The sequence below is a fragment of the Serratia sp. CY56464 genome, assembly GCF_052168435.1.
Taxonomy (GTDB): domain Bacteria; phylum Pseudomonadota; class Gammaproteobacteria; order Enterobacterales; family Enterobacteriaceae; genus Serratia; species Serratia marcescens.
This window is the reverse complement of sequence record NZ_JBJNMV010000006.1, coordinates 144,852-163,453: the sequence shown is the minus strand read 5'-3', so window position 1 is coordinate 163,453 and position 18,602 is coordinate 144,852. Positions and strand designations below refer to the sequence as shown.

12 protein-coding genes are annotated in these 18,602 nt (G+C 61.3%); 1 reads left to right on the top strand and 11 read right to left on the bottom strand.

Annotated features, from left to right (window positions below; all coding sequences use genetic code 11):
- Positions 1–66: 66 nt before the first annotated feature.
- Positions 67–1,320, bottom strand: coding sequence for an N-acetylmuramoyl-L-alanine amidase AmiC (gene amiC, locus ACJ8KE_RS21400; RefSeq protein WP_004931882.1), 1,254 nt, complete (start codon positions 1,318–1,320; stop codon positions 67–69).
- A gap of 239 nt (positions 1,321–1,559) precedes the next feature.
- On the opposite strand from amiC, the gene argA reads away from it, so the two are divergent.
- Positions 1,560–2,885, top strand: coding sequence for an amino-acid N-acetyltransferase (gene argA, locus ACJ8KE_RS21395; protein WP_004931881.1), 1,326 nt, complete (start codon positions 1,560–1,562; stop codon positions 2,883–2,885).
- A 38-nt stretch (positions 2,886–2,923) separates the two neighbouring features.
- On the opposite strand, the gene recD is transcribed toward argA, so the two are convergent.
- From recD to lgt, 10 genes are all read right to left on the bottom strand, one after another.
- A complete protein-coding gene (recD, locus tag ACJ8KE_RS21390; protein WP_079452392.1) occupies positions 2,924–4,774 on the bottom strand; it encodes an exodeoxyribonuclease V subunit alpha in 1,851 nt (616 codons plus the stop codon).
- Positions 4,771–8,322, bottom strand: coding sequence for an exodeoxyribonuclease V subunit beta (recB, locus tag ACJ8KE_RS21385; RefSeq protein ID WP_421086112.1), 3,552 nt, complete (start codon positions 8,320–8,322; stop codon positions 4,771–4,773). The genes recD and recB overlap by 4 nt, the downstream gene beginning before the upstream one ends.
- Entirely contained in the window at positions 8,319–11,207 is a 2,889-nt protein-coding gene (gene ptrA / locus ACJ8KE_RS21380) for a pitrilysin (RefSeq protein ID WP_060445384.1), read from the bottom strand. Before ptrA ends, recB begins: the two co-directional genes overlap by 4 nt.
- Positions 11,208–11,439: 232 nt before the next feature.
- Positions 11,440–14,811, bottom strand: a complete 3,372-nt coding sequence (gene recC, locus ACJ8KE_RS21375; RefSeq protein WP_117287467.1) for an exodeoxyribonuclease V subunit gamma — start codon at positions 14,809–14,811, stop codon at positions 11,440–11,442.
- Between the two features lie 31 nt (positions 14,812–14,842).
- Positions 14,843–15,199, bottom strand: a complete 357-nt coding sequence (locus ACJ8KE_RS21370; RefSeq protein WP_049300394.1) for a prepilin-type N-terminal cleavage/methylation domain-containing protein — start codon at positions 15,197–15,199, stop codon at positions 14,843–14,845.
- Positions 15,189–15,635: a YgdB family protein gene (locus ACJ8KE_RS21365; RefSeq protein ID WP_028127672.1), complete on the bottom strand. Its 447-nt coding sequence runs from the start codon at positions 15,633–15,635 to the stop codon at positions 15,189–15,191. The genes ACJ8KE_RS21370 and ACJ8KE_RS21365 overlap by 11 nt, the downstream gene beginning before the upstream one ends.
- Complete coding sequence (locus tag ACJ8KE_RS21360) at positions 15,632–16,210, bottom strand: prepilin peptidase-dependent protein (RefSeq protein ID WP_016929916.1); 579 nt, start codon at positions 16,208–16,210, stop codon at positions 15,632–15,634. Before ACJ8KE_RS21360 ends, ACJ8KE_RS21365 begins: the two co-directional genes overlap by 4 nt.
- Positions 16,204–16,707, bottom strand: a complete 504-nt coding sequence (locus tag ACJ8KE_RS21355) for a prepilin peptidase-dependent protein (protein ID WP_016929917.1) — start codon at positions 16,705–16,707, stop codon at positions 16,204–16,206. Before ACJ8KE_RS21355 ends, ACJ8KE_RS21360 begins: the two co-directional genes overlap by 7 nt.
- Positions 16,708–16,881: 174 nt before the next feature.
- Complete coding sequence (gene thyA / locus ACJ8KE_RS21350) at positions 16,882–17,676, bottom strand: thymidylate synthase (RefSeq protein WP_016929918.1); 795 nt, start codon at positions 17,674–17,676, stop codon at positions 16,882–16,884.
- 7 nt (positions 17,677–17,683) lie between these two features.
- A complete protein-coding gene (lgt, locus tag ACJ8KE_RS21345; protein WP_016929919.1) occupies positions 17,684–18,556 on the bottom strand; it encodes a prolipoprotein diacylglyceryl transferase in 873 nt (290 codons plus the stop codon).
- Between the last annotated feature and the right edge of the window lie 46 nt (positions 18,557–18,602).

The following is an 18,602-nucleotide window of genomic DNA, read 5'->3' as shown; positions in this document are numbered from 1 at the left end:
CCCTTCCGGGTGTTTTTTTGTATCTGCAATCCGCAAAAATAGCCGGACTCGCGCCCGGCCCTGCTTTTATCGGCTCGCCAGCGCGCCGCCGTTGGCGAAATAAGCCTTGATGCCCGCCAGAATCGACTCCGCCACCTGCTGCTGGAAGTGGCTGGTGCGCAGCTTGCGCTCCTCTTCAATGTTGCTGATAAACGCCGTTTCCACCAGGATCGACGGGATATCCGGCGCCTTCAACACCGCAAAACCGGCCTGATCGACACGATTCTTGTGCAACCGGTTGATTTTCCCCATCCGATTCAACACTTCCTTGCCAAACTTCAGGCTGTCGTTGATGGTCGCGGTTTGGATCAGATCGAACATGGTGTGATCGAGATAACGGTCGCCACTCTTGCTGACACCGCCGATTTGGTCCGACGCGTTCTGCGTCTGCGCCAGGAACTTGGCCGCCGAGCTGGTGGCGCCCTTGGTGGACAACGCGAACACCGATGAACCGCGCGCGGCGCGGCTGGTGAAGGCGTCGGCGTGAATCGAAACGAACAGATCGGCGCGCTGCTTGCGCGCCTTGGCGACGCGCACCTTGAGCGGAATAAACACGTCTTCATTGCGCGTCATGAACACTTTCATGTTTGGCTCGCGCTTGATCATGGCGCTCAGCTTGCGGGCAATCTGCAGCACGATGTCTTTCTCGCGCGTCTTGTACTTGCCGATAGCGCCGGGATCTTCGCCGCCGTGGCCGGGATCCAGCATGATGACGATCGGCCGATCGCGCCCCGCTTTGCCGGCCTGCGGCGCTTCCGGCGGCAGCGTGCGCTCCAGATCGCCCTTGTTGTAATCTTCCAGTAACGCCAGTAGCGGATCATACTCCTCACCCCCGCTGCCGCCCTTCGTCGGATAGAGATCCATCACCAGACGGTTGCGATACTCCGGCACCGGCGCCAGCGTGAAAATATGCGGGCTGACGCTTTGTTTGAGCTCCAGCACCAGCCGCACGGTATTCTGATCAAACTGGCCGACGCGCGCCTGCTTGAGATAAGGATCGTCGGCGCGCACCTGCCCGGCGATGCCTTTCAGCACGCTGTTGAGGTGAACACCTTCGATGTCCACCACCACGCGATCGGGATTGGTCAGGGCGAACTGCTTGTATTTCAGTTCGACGTTGGATTCCAGCGTGACGCGGGTATAGGTGGAGGATGGCCAGACGCGCACGGCGATCACGTGCGATGATGCGGCGAAGCCCGTACGACTCACACTCAGCAACCAGCTGGCGGCAACGCCCTGTAATAAACGACGGCGGCCCAGATTGTGATTAGCGTTTGGCATGCGGCTCCGGCAGTAATAGCTGTTTACAATAGATGAAAAAAACACCAATGAAATGGGGATGCCGAAAACTTTAACCAATCATTCCAGCCCTGTCATCAGAAAATCTTTTTATGGTTTTTCAATTTATTAACGATTTAGCGCCCTTAGCGCACGCTTCATGACGATTTCCCACTTGCCATCGGCGCAATAAAAGAATAAAAATACAAAAATATCGTATAAATATGCAAAGAGGTTTGGCCGTGAAGGAACGTAGTACAGAGCTGGTGCAAGGATTCCGTCACTCAGTCCCCTATATCAACGCCCACCGCGGCAAGACGTTCGTCATCATGCTCGGCGGGGAAGCCATCGAACACGAGAATTTCTCCAACATCGTCAACGATATCGGGCTACTGCATAGCCTGGGTATTCGCCTGGTGGTGGTTTACGGCGCACGGCCGCAGATCGACGCCAATCTGGCGCAGCACAACTATGAGCCGATCTACCACAAACACACTCGCGTGACCGACGCCCATACGCTCGAGCTGGTCAAGCAGGCCGCCGGCCTGCTGCAGCTCGACATCACCGCTCGGCTGTCGATGAGCCTCAACAACACGCCACTGCAAGGCGCGCACATTAACGTGGTCAGCGGCAACTTCATCATCGCGCAGCCGCTGGGCGTGGATGACGGCATCGACTACTGCCACAGCGGCCGCATTCGCCGCATCGATGAAGAAGCGATCCACCGCCAGCTCGACAGCAACGCCATCGTGCTGATTGGCCCGGTCGCGGTTTCGGTCACCGGCGAGAGCTTCAACCTGACCTCGGAAGAAGTGGCCACCCAGTTGGCGATCAAGCTGAAGGCGGAAAAAATGATCGGTTTCTGCTCCTCGCAGGGCGTGACCGACGCGGAAGGCAACATCCTTTCCGAGCTGTTCCCCAACGACGCGCAAAAGCGCCTTGAAGAGCTGGAGGAAGGCGGCGATTACCATTCCGGCACCGTGCGTTTCCTGCGCGGCGCGGTGAAAGGCTGCCGCAGCGGCGTGCGCCGCAGCCACCTGATCAGCTACCAGGAAGACGGTGCGCTGGTGCAGGAACTGTTCTCGCGCGACGGCATCGGCACCCAAATCGTGATGGAGAGCGCCGAACAGGTGCGCCGGGCGACAATCAACGACATCGGCGGCATCCTGGAGCTGATCCGGCCGCTCGAGCAGCAGGGCATTCTGGTGCGCCGTTCGCGTGAACAGCTGGAGATGGAGATCGACAAATTCACCATCATCGAACGCGATAACCTGACCATCGCCTGTGCGGCGCTGTACCCGTTCCTGGAGGAAAAAATCGGTGAGATGGCCTGCGTGGCGGTGCATCCCGATTACCGCAGCTCTTCGCGCGGCGAGATGCTGCTGCAGCGGGTAGAAAACCAGGCGCGACAGATGGGGCTGAAGAAGCTGTTCGTGCTGACCACCCGCAGCATCCACTGGTTCCAGGAACGTGGCTTTACCCCGGCGGAGGTCGACGTGCTGCCGATGCAGAAACAGGCGTTGTACAACTACCAGCGCCGCTCCAAAATTCTGCTGGCGGATCTGTAATCCCAGTGGGCGCGGCCGTTGCCGCGCCCGTTCATCGTTTATTCCGTTGCCTGTAATCGTTCAGCCAATCCGCTGCGGCGCTGGGTCGGCGTGCGAATGGCCCGCAGCAACACCGCCTCCGTGGCATACAGCGAGAGCTGCTTACGCGCGCGAGTGATCGCGGTATAGACCAATTCACGCGTCAGCACCGGCAGGAAGTGATTCGGCAACACCAGAACCGTATGGTCAAATTCCGATCCCTGAGATTTGTGCACCGTCATGGCATAGGCGGTTTCATGCGCCGGCAAACGGCTCGGCTGCACCGACTTGATGCTTCCATCCGGCAATTGGAAATGCACGCGCAGCTCGCCGCGCTCATCCGGCAGCGTAATGCCGATATCCCCATTGAATAGCCCCAGCGCGCTGTCGTTGCGGCCGATCATCACCGGCCGCCCCCGATACCAACGGCCGAGCACGCCCGGTTTACGGTCGATCAGACCGGCGCGCTGCAACCCGATCTCAATGCGCTCGTTCAGGCCGGCGACGCCAAACGGCCCTTCACGCAGCGCGCACAGCACCTGGAAGCGGCCAAAGGCCGCCAGCACCGCCGCCGCGTCTGCGCCTTCGGCGGTCAGCCGCAAATAGTCGCGATAGCCCGCCACGCAGGCATCCAACAGCGTCTGATACTCTTCGCTCGTCGCCAACGCATAACCCATGACATCGCCGAAACTGCCGTTTAGTGCCGCCAGCGCGCGATCCCCCGCTCCGGCGTTGACCGCCAACGCCAGTTGACCGATGCCGGAACGGGCGTCGAAGCGATAGCTCTTGCGCAGCAGGCACAGGCTGTCGCGCACCGCCGCTTCCGCAACGGCCAGCTGTCCTTCGATCGAACAGCCGGTCAGGCGGCTCAGCTCTGCAGCGCGCGCATCGCTGTATCCCTGCTCGGCAAAACGGCAAATATCCCCCAGCACCGCGCCGGCCTCCACCGAGGCCAGCTGATCGCGGTCGCCAAGGAAAATCACCCGGGCCCGATCGGGCAACGCAGCAATCAGGCGCGCCATCATCGGCAGATCGACCATCGAGGCCTCATCCACCACCAGCACATCCAAATGCAGCCGGTTGCCGCGGTGATAGCGCATGCGCTGACTGTTCGGTTGCGCCCCCAACAGGCGGTGCAACGTCGCCGCCTCCGTCGGGAACAGCGCCTGCTGCGCCGGGGTCAACGCCAGCTGACGGCTGGCGCTGCCAAGCGACTCCGTCAGGCGCGCCGCCGCCTTCCCAGTCGGCGCCGCCAGCTGAATGCGCAAGCGCGCGCTTTCATCCAACTGCACCAGCGCCGCCAACAGCTTGGCGACGGTGGTGGTTTTACCGGTGCCCGGCCCGCCGGAAATGACCGCAATGCGCCGCGTGGCGGCCACCGCGGCGGCGATCTTCTGCCAATCGGGTTCATCGCTCGCCGAGCCGAACAAACGGTCAAGAATAGTGCGCAGTTCAGCCTCCGGCACCGCCAGCGAGTCGCCTTCGCCGCCGATAAACGCCGCCACTTCACCTTCGTTTTGCCACATGCGCTGCAGATACAAGCGCGGCCCGCGCAGCACCAGCGGTGTAGCCTCGCTGCCGTCCCCGACCGCCGCGCTGGCCGCCAGGCGCTGCTGCCAACGCACGCCATCCGGCCGCCCGGCCGCCTCCCACACCGCCAGCGCCAGCGCCGGTTGGCGCCCTTCAAACAGCGTATCCGCCTGCAGCTGCTCCAGCATCAGGCAGACGTGACCGGCCCCCGCCTCTGCGCTCAGGCAGGCGGCGGCCAGCAAAATATCGGGCTCGTCTTCGTTCGCCACCACGCGGGCGAACTGCACGTCCAGCGGGCGCAACACGCCAAGCGCCACCGCCTGCTCCAGCAGTGCGATCATGATCCATCCTCCGTCGCAGCAGCCTCGCCGCTGAACAAACGATCCATCCCCGCCACCAGCTCAAACTCGGGAAGACAGGTGAAAATGCCGTTGCCCGGGTGCGCCGCATCCACGCCGCGCAGGAACAGATAAATCACCCCGCCGAAATGACGCCGGTAATCGTAATCCGGCAGCCGATGACGCAGATAACGGTGCAGCGCCAGCGTATACAGCTGATATTGCAGATCGTAACGATGCTCCGCCATCGCCTGCTCCATCGCCGGCCGGGTATAGGCGCTGCTGTCTTCCCCCAACCAGTTGGACTTGTAGTCCAGCAGGTAGTATTTGCCCTGCCAACAGAACACCAGGTCGATAAAGCCTTTCAGCATGCCTTGCACCTGATGGAAATCCAGCGCCGGACAGCGGGCGGAAAGCGGATCGTAACGCTTCACCAGGGCATCGAGCTCCTTCGCCTGCAACAGCCGGTTGATCGGCAAATAGAACTGCAGCTCGGCCTGCTTGTGCTGCGGCGTTAGCGCCGCCAGCGTCACGCCGCTGTCGGCGAGCGGCGTGTTGAGCAATACCTGCATCCACGCCAGCAAAATCGGCTGCCAGTGTTCGGCAAATCCTTGCTGTTGCAGCTGTGCCAGCAGCCACTGTTCATCCAACGGCTGGGTGAAGTCCAGCGTTTCGAACAGGCTGTGCAAGAAGGTGCCGGGCGCCGCGCCGCGCGGGAAGGTATGCGGTGTGAGCGCTGGCTCACTCTCCTCACTCCGCTCGCCCGCCGCGTCGACATCCAGACGCGGCAGCAGATCCTGCATCAGGCTCGCGCCGTGCTGTTGCAAACCGGTATAGCTGGTCACCCGCCAAAAATCCTGGATCCGCCGGGTAAAGCTTTTCGCCGCCAGCGCTTCGGCCAGTGCCGCCTGGGGTTGCCAGGGTTCTTCGTCCGGCGGTTCAACCAGCGACAGTGCGATACCCCCGCCCGCCAATTGCTGCAGACGTTCCTGCAGATACACGGCGTCGCCGGCCTGCCCGCCCTGCACCAGATAACCCAATGCACTGCGGTGCAGATCGGTATCGCCCTGTTTCTTGCGCGTGCCCTGGAACAACGGCGCGATGCCGATGCTGCAGTGGTACACCGAGCGGGTCAGCGCCACGTACAGCAGACGCAGATCTTCCGCCAACCGCTCCTCCTCCGCCCAGGCCTGGCTCTCTTCATTGGCGTCGAGATCCAGCAACGCCTGGAAACTGTGGCGATCGTGATACAGCGCCTGTTGCTGCTGGCGGAAGTTGCCGATGAATGGCAACCACACCAGATCGAACTCCAGCCCCTTGGATTTGTGGATCGTGATCACCTGCACCAGATGCCGGTCGCTCTCCAGCCGCAGCTGCTGATTATCGGACTGACGATTGGGCTGGGCGATCTGCTGCGCCAGCCAGCGCACCAGCGCATGCTCGCTGTCGAGCTGCACCGCCGCCTCTTGCAACAGTTCCCCCAGATGCAGCACGTCGGTCAAGCGACGCTCGCCGCCGGCGCTGGCCAACAGGTTCTCCGCCAGCTGGCGCGCTTTCATCACCTCGCTCAGCATCGGCAACACGCCGCGGCGCAGCCAGAGCGTGCGGTAATTGTCGAACTCGTTAACCAGCGCGTCCCAGGCGCGCTCATCGCGGCTCAGGCCGTCCAGCGTCGGCGCGTCCAACCCCATCAACCCGGTGGCCATGGCGCTGCGCAGCGTGCGCTCCTGCTCCGGCGCCAACACCGCCTGCAGTAACCACAGCATGTCTTTGGCCTCCGGGGTGTCAAACACGCTGTCGCGGTTGGACAGGTAGACCGACGGAATAGACAGCGCGCTCAGCGCATCGCGCACCAACGCCGCCTCATTGCGGCTGCGCACCAGCACCGTGATATCGGAGGCTTGTACCGGCCGTGACTCCTTGCCGCTCTGCAGCCGCGCCTGGCCCTGCTGCCCGGCGCTGAGCCAGTCGCGAATTTGCGTGGCGCACAGGCGCGCCATCAGCTGTTGGTAATCACTTACACCCGCGCCTTCTCCCTGCTGCAGCCAGAACTGCATCGCTGGCTGCGGCTTGCCGTGCAATTCAAACGCCAGCCCTTGGTTCTTTTCCGCCGCGTTAACTTCAATAAAGGGGATTTGGCCGAACAGGAAAGGCTTTTCTACCTGAGAAAACAGGTGATTGACGCTGGCGACCATCGACGGCGACGAGCGCCAGTTGGTCTCCAGCGTATAGTGGGCGCTCACCTCTGAACGCGCGCGCATGTAGGTAAAGATGTCGGCGCCGCGAAAGGCGTAAATCGCCTGCTTGGGATCGCCGATCAACAGCAGGCCGCAATCAGGCCGGCCGACGTAAAGTTTTTGGAAAATACGGTATTGCTGCGGATCGGTATCCTGGAATTCATCGATCATCGCCACCGGGTATCGCTGGCGGATCGCCTGCGCCAGCTGTTCGCCGCCGCCGCTTTGCAGGGCGCCGTCCAGCCGGCTGAGCAGGTCATCAAATCCCAGTTCGGCGCGCTGGCGCTTTTCCTGCTGAATGGAGGTGCGGATCTCGCTGAGCGCACGCGCCATGATCAGGTCGCGCAGCGTCAAGGGTTCAGCGAACAACTCATCTATCGCCGTGAACAGCGTATGCCGCGGCGGCTCACCTTTCTTGGTCTTCTCCAGCAGCACCGACTGGCGAAATTTATCCAGTTCCTTCGGCAACTGGTAGTCCTGAGTCTCCTGCCCGCTCCATTCGCCGACCTTGTTCAGCCAGTTCGGCAGGTGTTTACTGCTGTAGCTGCGCTTATCGACGCCGGACTGAGCGATCAACGCTTCCAGATCGCCCGCCTCCGCCCGCCATTGCGCCTTGATGGCGTCGATGCGCGCGACGATCTGCTCGTGGCGCATCAGGACGGTTTCTTCATCCTTCGGCGGCCGACGCAGCGCCGGCGCTTCACCGTGCAGATAACCGGAGAGATCGGCCAGCAACGCTTCCGGGCCGCTCCACTCCTGGCTGACCGCACGCGCCACGCCCAGCGGCAACGGATAGCAGTGGCGACGCCAGAAATCGGCGCAGGCTTGCCGCCGCAGCGGCAGCTCGTCCTGCACCAGCGTTTGTTCAAACAGCATGCCGGACTCGAAGGCGTTGTGCGTCAGCATTCGTTGGCAAAAGCCGTGAATGGTGTAGATCGCCGCTTCGTCCATCTGCCGCTCCGCCGCCAGCAGCTGCGAGGCGGCGTCGGTCAAATCGTCAATTTCAGCCATCAGCGCCGAAAACAGCGGGTTGGCGCTGACACCGCGCACGCAGGCGATGCGTAATCCGTGAATATTGTCGCGGATACGCCCGCGCAGCTCCTCGGTGGCGGCCTCGGTAAAGGTCACCACCAGGATTTCTTCGACCGTCAGCGGGCGGGGAAACGCTGCTTCACCGCCCAACCCCAGCAGCAAACGCAGGTACAGCGCGCCGATGGTAAAAGTTTTGCCGGTGCCCGCCGACGCTTCTATCAGGCGTTCGCCGAACAGCGGCAGTGACAGAGGCTCCAACCTCTGCGGGGCAATTTCCGTCATGGCGTCGCCACTTTACGCGGCAAAATCTGCTGCAATGCCGACGCGTTCGGATAGGTGACCCAGTCCTTAGGCGCCGCGTAATCCGCCTTGTCTTGCCCGCTGCCGCTGACCTGCGACAGCACCGCCAGCCCCTGTGGCTGGATCACCGCCTGGTGGAAATAATCCGCCAGTTTGGCCGGCGTCAGCTGTTGCACCTGCGCGATCAGCTTCTGACGGGTATCAAAGGCGAAGTTGCCGCGATCGAAATCGTTGGCGAACCGGCTGGCCTCCTCGCTCAGGGTTTGCGGCCGCTGTTTCAGCTCATTGATCAGCGCCTGTTTGTACTGTTCAAAGTCCGCCTCGCTCATGTCGCGCAGGCGTTTCTCGGTTTTCGGGTAGAAATCCTGATAGCGCTGGTACAGGTAGGCCGGCTGTTTGCTGTTGCTCTGCAACAGGAAGCCCACGCCCCACTGGCGCCCTACCGACATCGGGAAGGCGAAGACCGCGTACCCCAATTGCTCCTGCGTGCGCAGCTGGCTGTAAAACCACGGCTGAATAATCTGCCCCAGCAGCGAACTGTAGGCCATGCCGGTCACTTCGTCGTAGCCGGTCGGCACATAAACCGCCGCCAGCGCCGAGTCAGTACTGCTGCCCACCTGTTGCAGGTTGGCCAGATGATTCTTGTCCACCACCACGTCTTCGCCGTGCCACCATTCGCTACCGGTACAGCCCAGACGATGTTTTAACGTCGACGCCAACGTGTCGACCTGCTGCTTGCTCATGTTGCCCACTACCAGCAGCTCCGGCGTGGCCTCGGCCAGCAGGCTGTCGCGATAGGCCAGCACGTCTTTCAGCGTTAACGTCTTCAGCACCTCGCGGCGCTCGCTGCGTTCGGAATACGGCACGCGGGAAACCATCTGCACCGGCTGAATGGCCAGCTCAAACGCCTTGCCCTTCTCGGCGGCGTCCAACTGCTCCAGATACCAGGATTTGGCTTGCGCCAACTGATCTTCCGTCGGCGTGAAGCTGGAATAACCCTCGATCAGCGCCGTCAGCAACTGCGGCAAACGCTGGGTGAAGCCGTTGGCGTTAAACATCAGACCGTTGTTCGGCGAGGTCGAGAAGCTCAACCCGCCGACCGACGCCTGATAGCTCAACTGATCCAGCGCGAGGCCGGCCAGATAATCCGTCAGCGAGAACAGCACCTGATTGCGCGCGGAATCCATGGTTTTGGCGTTGCGGAAAGCGACGGTGACGTCGGCCTTCGGCTCGTCGGCGAAGTAACGACTCGGCATGTACAGCACGCGCAGGCCGGGTTTATCCACCACCCTTTCCGGTTTTTTGAACTCGTGCGATGGCTTGGTCAGGGTAAAGTCATCCGGGATGTACGGGTTGAGCGCCGGCAGCGACAGGGAAATGCCGCTCTCCAACTGCTGCCACTGCGTAAAGCGCTGCGGCGTGATTTTGTCGACCTGGTAAGGCGCGTTGACGAAATAGGCCGTCTTATTGTGCGGTTCATCCGGGCTGACGAACCAGATGCGCGCGTTTTGCGGCGTCATGGCGTCCAGGCGTTCGGCGATCGCCTTAGGATCATAACGGTCGGCCAGATAAGGCGCGTCCAGCGCATGCTCAACCGGAACGCGCAGCATGGTGTCCACCAGCCATTCGATATAGTCCATGTCGCGCGTGATCGACGGATAACGGAAGTCCAGGTTCAGAACATGCGAGATTTCATCGAAGTAGCTCTGCTTGATGCCTTCGCTGCGCAGCATTTTCAGGTAGTTGAAAATGGCGGCGACGACTTGGTCGCGCTGGGCCAGGCCTTTGTCGGTCAGCGAGACGCTGATAGCGAAGACGCCGCCGTTGCGATCCACCATCGGATCGGCGCCGGCATTGATGGCGTCCGCCAGCCCCTGCTTCTGCAACCAGTCAGACAAGGTGTTTTTGCTGCGGTTGCCGATCAGGTAGCTGATGTAGGTATCGGTTTTGCTGCGAAACGCGGCGCTGTTGTTATCGATGCGGAACTCGACCTTCAGCTGCTTGCGCGGCTGCGCCGGCACATAGTGAATGATGATGCCCTGCTGTTCCGGCGTCACGGCCGGCACGGTGATCGGCGGCACGCTGGCGTCATGATTCGGCACGCGGCCAAAGGTTTTCGCCGCAATGTCAGCCAGCTGCGGCAGCGGCTGATTGCCGTACAAAACGCCCATCATCAGATTGGCGGAATAGTAGCGCTTATAGAAGCCGGTCAGTTCATCGTGCAACTTGCTGTCCGGCTTGTCTTTCAACGTATCGAGATTGCCGCCGGAGAAGCGCGCGCTCGGGTGCGCCGGGTTAAGGGTTTCCGCGCCGACCTGCGCCATGCGCATGCCGTCGCGCGAACGCGCCATCGTCAACTCGGCGTTCACCGCATTGCGCTCGCGATCGGCATTGCCCGGATCCAGCAGCGGCTCGGCAATAGCGTCGGCCATGCGGTCGACCGCCGGCTCCAGCGCGTCATTTTCCACTTCCAGATAGAAGGCGGTGCGATAAGAGGCCGTGCTGGCGTTGTGGCTGCCGCCGTGCTTTTTCAGGAATTCGGACAGGTTTTCCGGCTCTGGATAGCGTTTGGAGCCCATCAGCACCATATGTTCCAGATAGTGCGCCAATCCCAGTTGGCTGTTCGGATCTTCGAGCGATCCAACCGGCAATGCCAGCGCCGCCAGCGATTTCGGCGCTTGGGCATCAGACACCAGCAACACCGTCATGCCATTAGCCAACTTGATCGCTTCATACTGACGCGGATCGTGTTCGCTCTTGTTGATCTTCTCGGTCAGCGGTTGCCATCCTTGCGCGGCCCAACTCAACGGTGCCCAACACATAGCCAATAGTACCAGCCCGGTGATACGGACCAACTGTCTGCGCATATCCAAAATAAACCCCTATTCTGACGTCGCTACGCCCACTCCCTGACGTTGGCGACGTGCATCAAAACCACATAACCAAATCTGTACTCGCCGGGATCTTCGCCAATGTGGCGGCCCGAAACACGGCGGGTATATGCCTGTACGTTATGTAAGACCGGGAATAACCCCAATGGTTGAATATAACCTTCGTTATTTTTACCACCTCCCGCCGTACAGCACCACCGGGGGATTGTTACCCCAGGTTATGTCGCGCCACCGGCAGCAGATAACGCTCTGTTTCGGCCAGTATTTGCGCTAAGTATTCATTATCCAATTGGCGGAATACTCGCTGCACGTAGGGATCTTCCCCTTCTCCGGGAATGCGCTGATCGCCCTGCCAAGCCTGCAGCAATTTGGCGCGTGCCTTAATTTGCGCTTCTTCCTCCCAGTCGATTTGCTGCGTTTCCGGCTGATAGCACTGACTCAGCCACGCCCAGCCGCTCTTGTTCAGCAACAGCAGCGGCTGACACAAACCGCGCTGATAGCCCGCCAGCAGTTCCGCCAGCTGCGCCTGCGCCTCTTCAGGCGCCAGCGCGGCAAAGCGCCAGGCGGAGTTCTTGCGACCGTAGATGCGGCTCTCGCCGGTGCCGCCGGCGCAGCAGTACACCAGGTGCTCCAGCCACAGCAATATGCCGTCCACCGCCGACAACGTGGCGGGCCGCCAGCGCAACAGGCCGTCATCCTGCACCTGATGCAGCCAGCCGCTGAGACGTACGCCGGCGATATCGATATCCAGCTCCAGGCTATGGCTCTCTGCGCGTTCCGCACGCACCTGCTCGGCCAGTTCGCTCATCTCTTCCTGCTGCTTTTGCCAATAGATCTCGCCGAAGGCGCCATAGGGCAAGCCGCCGGCGGCACGCACCCGTTGAAACAACCGTTCGGGATCGTCGCCGTCGATCAGGGTATTCAGCAGTTGGCTGTTGAACTGGTAACGGCTGAGGTTATCCAGCGTGAAGGGCTCTTCGTCCGGCAGCTCAGTCTCTTCCAGGATAAAACTGACGCCCAGCCGCAGCTGGAAGAAGGCGCGGATAGGATGGCGGTAAAACCGCAGCAGCTCATCCAACGATATTTGCTGCAGCGCTTCGGCGGGCAGCGGTTGGTTGAAGGCCGGGTGCGCCGCACCGCGACCATCGGCGGCAGGCAGCCACTCGGCGGCATAACTTTGCTCCTCCGAGCCCGACAAGAAATTCTCGGCGGCGAACGGCATGCGCGCGTGCCACTTAAGCAAATGCTCACCAACCCGCCGAGCACTGTCATCTGCGCTGAGCTCTTCATCTCCCGGCAGGCAATAGCTTTGTTCCAGGTACTCCAGCAGCTCGGTGACCAGCACCGAAGGGTAGCGCGGGCTGTTGTCCTGGATGGAACGGCCGATGAAACTGATATACAGCCGCTGTTGCGCGGACAAAATCGCTTCCAGGAACAGATAGCGGTCGTCATCGCGCCGGCTGCGGTCGCCGCGTTTGACCTGCTGCGCCATCAGATCGAAACCCAGCGGCGGCAGCGTGCGCGGATACACGCCGTCGTTCATGCCCAGCAGGCACACCACCTTGAACGGAATGGAGCGCATCGGCATCAGCGTGCAGAAGTTGATTTGCCCGGCAAGGAAGCGCTGGCTGATGCGCTCCTGATCGAGGCGCGCCGCCAGATCGTCGCGCAGAATGGTCAACGGCACCTCATCGGGATAGCGCGCCGCTAGGCCAAAATTGATGGCCTGCTGCCACTGCTGCTCGATCAATGCCAGCACCACTTCGGTGTCGCTCTCCGCTTCGAAGAAGGCATCCAGCAGTTGCCGGCACAGCGGTAGCCACGCCTCGAGCGGGCGCGCTTCGCTCAAAATTTGCCGCCAGTGGCTGAGCTGCGCCAGCAGGTCTGCCAACTGCCCCGCCAGTTCGGCGACCAACCCGCTCGATTCGTCGTAAGGTAAAATGCCCTGCCAATCGCCGGCATTGCTGTCCATCGCGTAGCCGAGCAGCATGCGCGTAATACCGAAGCGCCAGGTATGCTGACCGGTGGCGGGCAGATCCAGTTCGCGCACGTTATCGTCGTCCAGGCCCCAGCGCACGCCGGATTCACCGACCCAGTGGCGCAACAGACGCAGCCCCTCTTCGCCAATGGCGAAACGGGCGGCCAGGGCAGGCACCTCCAGCAGCGCCAGCACCTGTTCCGAGGTAAAGCGGCTTTGCGGCAGATCGAGCAGTGAAATGAACGCCTGCAGCGCCGGATGCGCCTGCCGCGCTTTGCGGTCAGAAATGGCGAACGGCAGGTAGCGCTCGGCGGGGGCATTGCCGAACACCGCCTGAATATAAGGCGTGTAGCTGTCGATATCCGCCACCATCACGATGATATCGCGCGGCGTCAACGCGGGATCCTGCGCCAGCATGGTCAGCAGTTGATCGTGCAGCACCTCCACTTCCCGCTGCGGGCTGTGGCAGGCGTGCAGGCTGAGGGAGCGGTCGTTCTCATCAAGCGGGCGTTTGCTGAAGCTGCTTTCCAGCGTTTCCGCGGTAATACCGATCACCGCATGATCTTCCAACTCCAGCATGTCGCGCTGAACGGCGTGCAGCATGGTATCCGCCGGGATATCGACAAAGGCGTCGACCTCTTGCGCCCCTTCCATCTGCGACAGCAAATAGAGGTGATCGCGCCCCAGCTTGCCCCAAGAGGCCAGCAGCGGGTTGCTGAGTTGCTGCTGCCCTTCGGCGTCAAACAGGCGCGCCGCGTCGGCCGGCTCGCGAAACAGCCCTTGCTCGCGAGCCTGGTGGTAATGACGACGCTTGCGGCTCTGCAAGCGGGCCAGGAAAGCATAATCCTGAATGTCGCCCCAATAGTAGCGACAAGGGTTGGTGAACATCAGGTGGATGTCGATATGCCGCCCCAGCGCCTGCAACGCTTCCAGATAGACCGGCGGCAACGCCGAGATGCCGCAGATAAACACCCGCGGCGGCAAACCGGGCGGGCACGTTGTTGCCTGCTCGAGCGCGTGGATAAAGCGGCTGTACAGATTGGCGCGGTGCCATTCCGGCTGCCCCAATTCGCGCGTGTACTCCACCAGCCGCGCCCAGAGCGGCGCCTGCCACTGCTGAGCCTCGGGCAGACCGTCGATGCGCTCGCCGCGCTGCCAGCTCTCCAGCCACTGCGGGCGATAAACCAAATACTGGTCGAACAGGTCGGCAACCCGGCCGGCTAATTGGTGGATTTTGCGCTTGTCGCCGTCATCGGTGAGATAGTGCTGCAGTGGCGCAAATGCCGGCTGAGTCAGCATCTCCGGCAACAACCACATCAGCTTCCAGGTCATGGCATCCTTGCTGAAGGCGCTCTCTTTCGGAATATCCGGCAACACCCGGGTGAACATGTCCCAAATGAAGGTCGCCGGCAGCGGAAACGCGACATTGGCTGCGATACCGAACTGTTCCGCCAGCTGCATCTGCAGCCATTGCGCCATGCCGGGGCTTTGCACCAGCACCACCTCCTGTTGAAAAGGATCGGTCAACGGATCTCTGGCTATCAGCGCGCTGGTCAGCGTTTTCAACAAATCCAGCTGATTGGAATGATAAACAGTGAACATGAAGACTCCTTTAAAACAAAAGACATACGGCTCAAAAACGGGCGCAATACCAGCGGCTCAGCGTTGCCCACTGCCGCTGCGGCGTTTGGATCCTGACCGTCAATCGGCGACAATCGCTCCCCGCATCGTCAAGTGCCGTCTCGCGCCGCCACCCTTCCGGCAGCGGTTCAGCCTCGAGCCGGCCGATGACGGCGAACGCCTCCAACTGCTGGTGCGCCAGCCCCCAGGCTTGCCGGTAGTGCCACTGGCGCTGGAACGACTGCAACAGCACCTGATGATACTGTAACAAGCCAAGCAGCGACACCGAGAACAGCAAGGCCGCCACCAACACTTCCGGCAGACTGAAGCCGTTGCGGGATATCCACGCTGCCCGAGCGTTAGCCTTCACAGTCGGCCAACCTTTTCTCGGGACAAAAATCCAGCCGACCGCCCGGCTGTGCTTGCAACTTGCCAGCAGCCTCCGCGCCGTTAAAGGTGCCCCATTGATACAGCCATACCGGTTCACCGCCGCGCATCTCACCAAGGCCGCGAACCGTCACCACTCCCGCTCTGGCTGACAGCCGAGCGCAAGCCGTCAGTTCCACGCGCTGCCTGCATAGCCAGGCCGCTGCACTCAGCTCGGCGCGCGGCCAACGCTGGCTCATGCCCCAACTCAGCGCCGAAGCGGCCTGATTGTAAGCCTGAAGGTAACGCTGCTGATCGGCGGCCAGTAACAGCGCGTTATCCAATTGCCGCTGTTGAGCATTGAGCAACATCAGCCCCAGCGCCAGCAGCAACATCACCGCCGCCAGGGTGCTACCACCTCGCTGGGTTCGCCGCTTCATGGCAGCGCCGCCATTTCGACGCTCCCGCTCAGGCTGCGCCTGATACGCGTATCGCTGGCGGAGCGCCCCGTCAGCGTCAGGCGAGCCAATGCCGCGCCGTGATCGCCCCGCTCTATCGCCACATGAAACCGCTCAATGCGCACTTCGTCATGATCGAGCAGCCGCTCCCAGCCACCGCCCTCGCATTGGCTCACGCCGCGCTGCCCTTCCAAGCCGCCATTACGTAGTCGATAACCGAAATAGCCTGCATCCTCACCCGAAGTGAGCCATTGCCCGCTGCGAGCAATGTCGTAGGCAACGATAACGCAGCTGCCAGCCGTTTCCCCCGATGCCTGGCCTATCAGCAGCGGCCGGCCAGCGCATTGCCCGGCGCAAAAACCGGCGCGGCGCAGATCTTTCTCAATGCCGAACGCCAACTGTCGCAGCGTTGACTCCAGCCGAAAGTGCTGACCGACGGCCACGTTCTGCTGGCGTAACAGCGGGTAAGTTTTCGCCGCGCCGAGCGCGATCACGCTGCCGAACACCAGCGCCAACATCACCTCCGGCAAGGTAAAACCGCGTTCGACAGTCAGCATGGCGCGATCCCCCTTATCCGGAGCCCTTCGCTGCACAAACGCAGCCGCCCACGGGCGGACAGCACCAGCCGCAGGCTGCCTGCGTCGTTGCTGAGAAGGATGTGCCCCGCCTGCGCAGTATTGCGCAAACCATAAAACCCAATCTCTTTGCCGGAGTAGCCACTCAGCACAACGTCGCGATAAGGCGGCAAGAAAACGGAGCCTTCGGCGGAAATGCAATCCGTCGGTGGCACACCGCCGCCCAGGCACCAGGGCGTGCCATTCTTGAACCACAGCAGCGCCGTGCGGTTACGCCAGTTGGCGTCCGCCTGTAATCGCAGCAAAAACGCCAGCAGTTGTTGGGCCGTGTGTTCCAGCCGCAGCGCTTGCTGATGATAGCGCCATTGCCCGACGCCCCAGCCGGTGAGCATGGCGGCGATCAGGATCGCCGCCATTAGCTCAATCAGCGTCATGCCCCGTTGGCGATCATCGATGTTCGAGAGAGTATTGTCGTTCATGCCGCCAGTGTAAGGGCCGTAACAACGCGGTAAAGCCGCATGCGCAAGCGCTGCGGCAAGCTGCGCAATGTTTTCTCTACGATGGCAGACGGCGACAAAAAAATGCGGTGCGGTACGCAATGCGGATAAAAAAAGGGGCGCAATCGCTGCGCCCCTGGTGTGATGCGGTTAAGGTCAGATCGCGACCGGCGCCTTGATGGCCGGGTGCGGATCGTAACCTTCGATCTCGAAGTCTTCGAAACGGTAATCGAACAGTGAAGCCGGTTTGCGTTTGATCACCAGTTTCGGCAACGGACGCGGTTCACGCGTCAGCTGCAGCTGAGTCTGTTCCATGTGGTTGCTGTACAGGTGGGTATCGCCGCCGGTCCAGACGAAGTCGCCCACTTCCAGATCGCACTGCTGCGCCATCATGTGCACCAACAGCGCGTAGCTGGCGATGTTGAACGGCAGGCCGAGGAAAACGTCGCAGGAACGCTGGTACAGCTGGCAAGAGAGCTTGCCGTCCGCCACGTAGAACTGGAAGAACGCGTGGCACGGCGCCAACGCCATCTGATCCAGCTCGCCGACGTTCCAGGCGGAAACAATGATGCGACGCGAATCCGGATCTTGCTTCAGCTGTTGGAGCACGTTGCTCAGCTGATCGATCTGACGGCCGTCCGCTGCTCCCCAGGCGCGCCACTGTTTGCCGTACACCGGGCCGAGATCGCCGTTTTCATCGGCCCACTCGTCCCAAATGGTGACCTTGTTGTCACGCAGGTAGGCGATGTTGGTATCGCCGTTCAGGAACCATAACAGCTCATGAATGATCGAACGCAGATGACATTTCTTGGTGGTCACCAATGGGAAACCTTCCTGCAAGTTGAAACGCATCTGGTGGCCGAAAATCGACAATGTGCCAGTGCCGGTACGGTCGGCTTTAGGGGTGCCCTCGGCGAGCACCTTATTCATCAAATCCAGATACTGTTTCATTTGTTCCTCACGACAGTTGTTGCTGTGGGCGACGACGGTACGCCCAAATCATCATAATAATACCGGCCACCACCATCGGGATGGACAGGATCTGCCCCATGCTGATCACGCCGTCGAACAGGCCGAGCTGGGCATCCGGCTGGCGGAACGCTTCAACGATGATGCGGAATGCGCCATACCCGATCAGGAACAGGCCTGATACGGCGCCCATCGGCCGCGGCTTGCGAATAAACAGGTTCAGAATGATAAACAGCACCACGCCTTCCAGCAGCAGTTCATACAGCTGCGACGGGTGGCGCGGCAGTACGCCGTACTGATTCAGCAACGGCAACAAAGAGGGATCGGCGGCGGCGAGGGCCACGTCTTCGCTGCGCGAACTTGGGAACAACATCGCCCAAGGGGTATCGGTGGTCACGCGGCCCCACAGTTCGCCGTTGATAAAGTTGCCGAGGCGGCCGGCGCCTAGGCCGAATGGGATCAATGGCGCGATAAAATCGGAAACCTGGAAGAAGGTGCGTTTGGTGCGGCGAGCGAACCAGAACATCACCAGAATCACCCCCATCAAGCCGCCGTGGAACGACATGCCGCCATCCCAGACCTTGAACAGATAGAGCGGGTTATCCAGGAACAGCGGCAGGTTGTAGAACAGCACATAGCCGACGCGGCCGCCGACGAATACGCCCAGGAAGCCGGCGTAGAGCAGGTTTTCCACTTCGTCTTTGGTCCAGCCGCTGCCCGGCTTGTTGGCGCGACGCACCGCCAGCCACATGGCAAAAACGAAGCCGACCAGGTACATCAGGCCGTACCAATGCAGAGAAACCGGGCCAATGGAGAAAATGACCGGATCAAATTTAGGAAACGCCAGATAGCTATTGCTCATCTATCACCACAACATGTCTGTTATTTTTCCCCATGCGGGGGCGGCA

Bases quoted from the DNA above. Each gene is read 5' to 3' on its own strand.
- amiC (WP_004931882.1), bottom strand. From the start codon at position 1,320: ATGCCAAACGCTAATCACAATCTGGGCCGCCGTCGTTTATTACAGGGC.
- ACJ8KE_RS21365 (WP_028127672.1), bottom strand. From the start codon at position 15,635: ATGAAGCGGCGAACCCAGCGAGGTGGTAGCACCCTGGCGGCGGTGATG.
- ACJ8KE_RS21360 (WP_016929916.1), bottom strand. From the start codon at position 16,210: ATGCTGACTGTCGAACGCGGTTTTACCTTGCCGGAGGTGATGTTGGCG.
- lgt (WP_016929919.1), bottom strand. From the start codon at position 18,556: ATGAGCAATAGCTATCTGGCGTTTCCTAAATTTGATCCGGTCATTTTC.
- ptrA (WP_060445384.1), bottom strand. From the start codon at position 11,207: ATGCGCAGACAGTTGGTCCGTATCACCGGGCTGGTACTATTGGCTATG.
- thyA (WP_016929918.1), bottom strand. From the start codon at position 17,676: ATGAAACAGTATCTGGATTTGATGAATAAGGTGCTCGCCGAGGGCACC.
- recD (WP_079452392.1), bottom strand. From the start codon at position 4,774: ATGATCGCACTGCTGGAGCAGGCGGTGGCGCTTGGCGTGTTGCGCCCG.
- recC (WP_117287467.1), bottom strand. From the start codon at position 14,811: ATGTTCACTGTTTATCATTCCAATCAGCTGGATTTGTTGAAAACGCTG.
- recB (WP_421086112.1), bottom strand. From the start codon at position 8,322: ATGACGGAAATTGCCCCGCAGAGGTTGGAGCCTCTGTCACTGCCGCTG.
- ACJ8KE_RS21355 (WP_016929917.1), bottom strand. From the start codon at position 16,707: ATGAACGACAATACTCTCTCGAACATCGATGATCGCCAACGGGGCATG.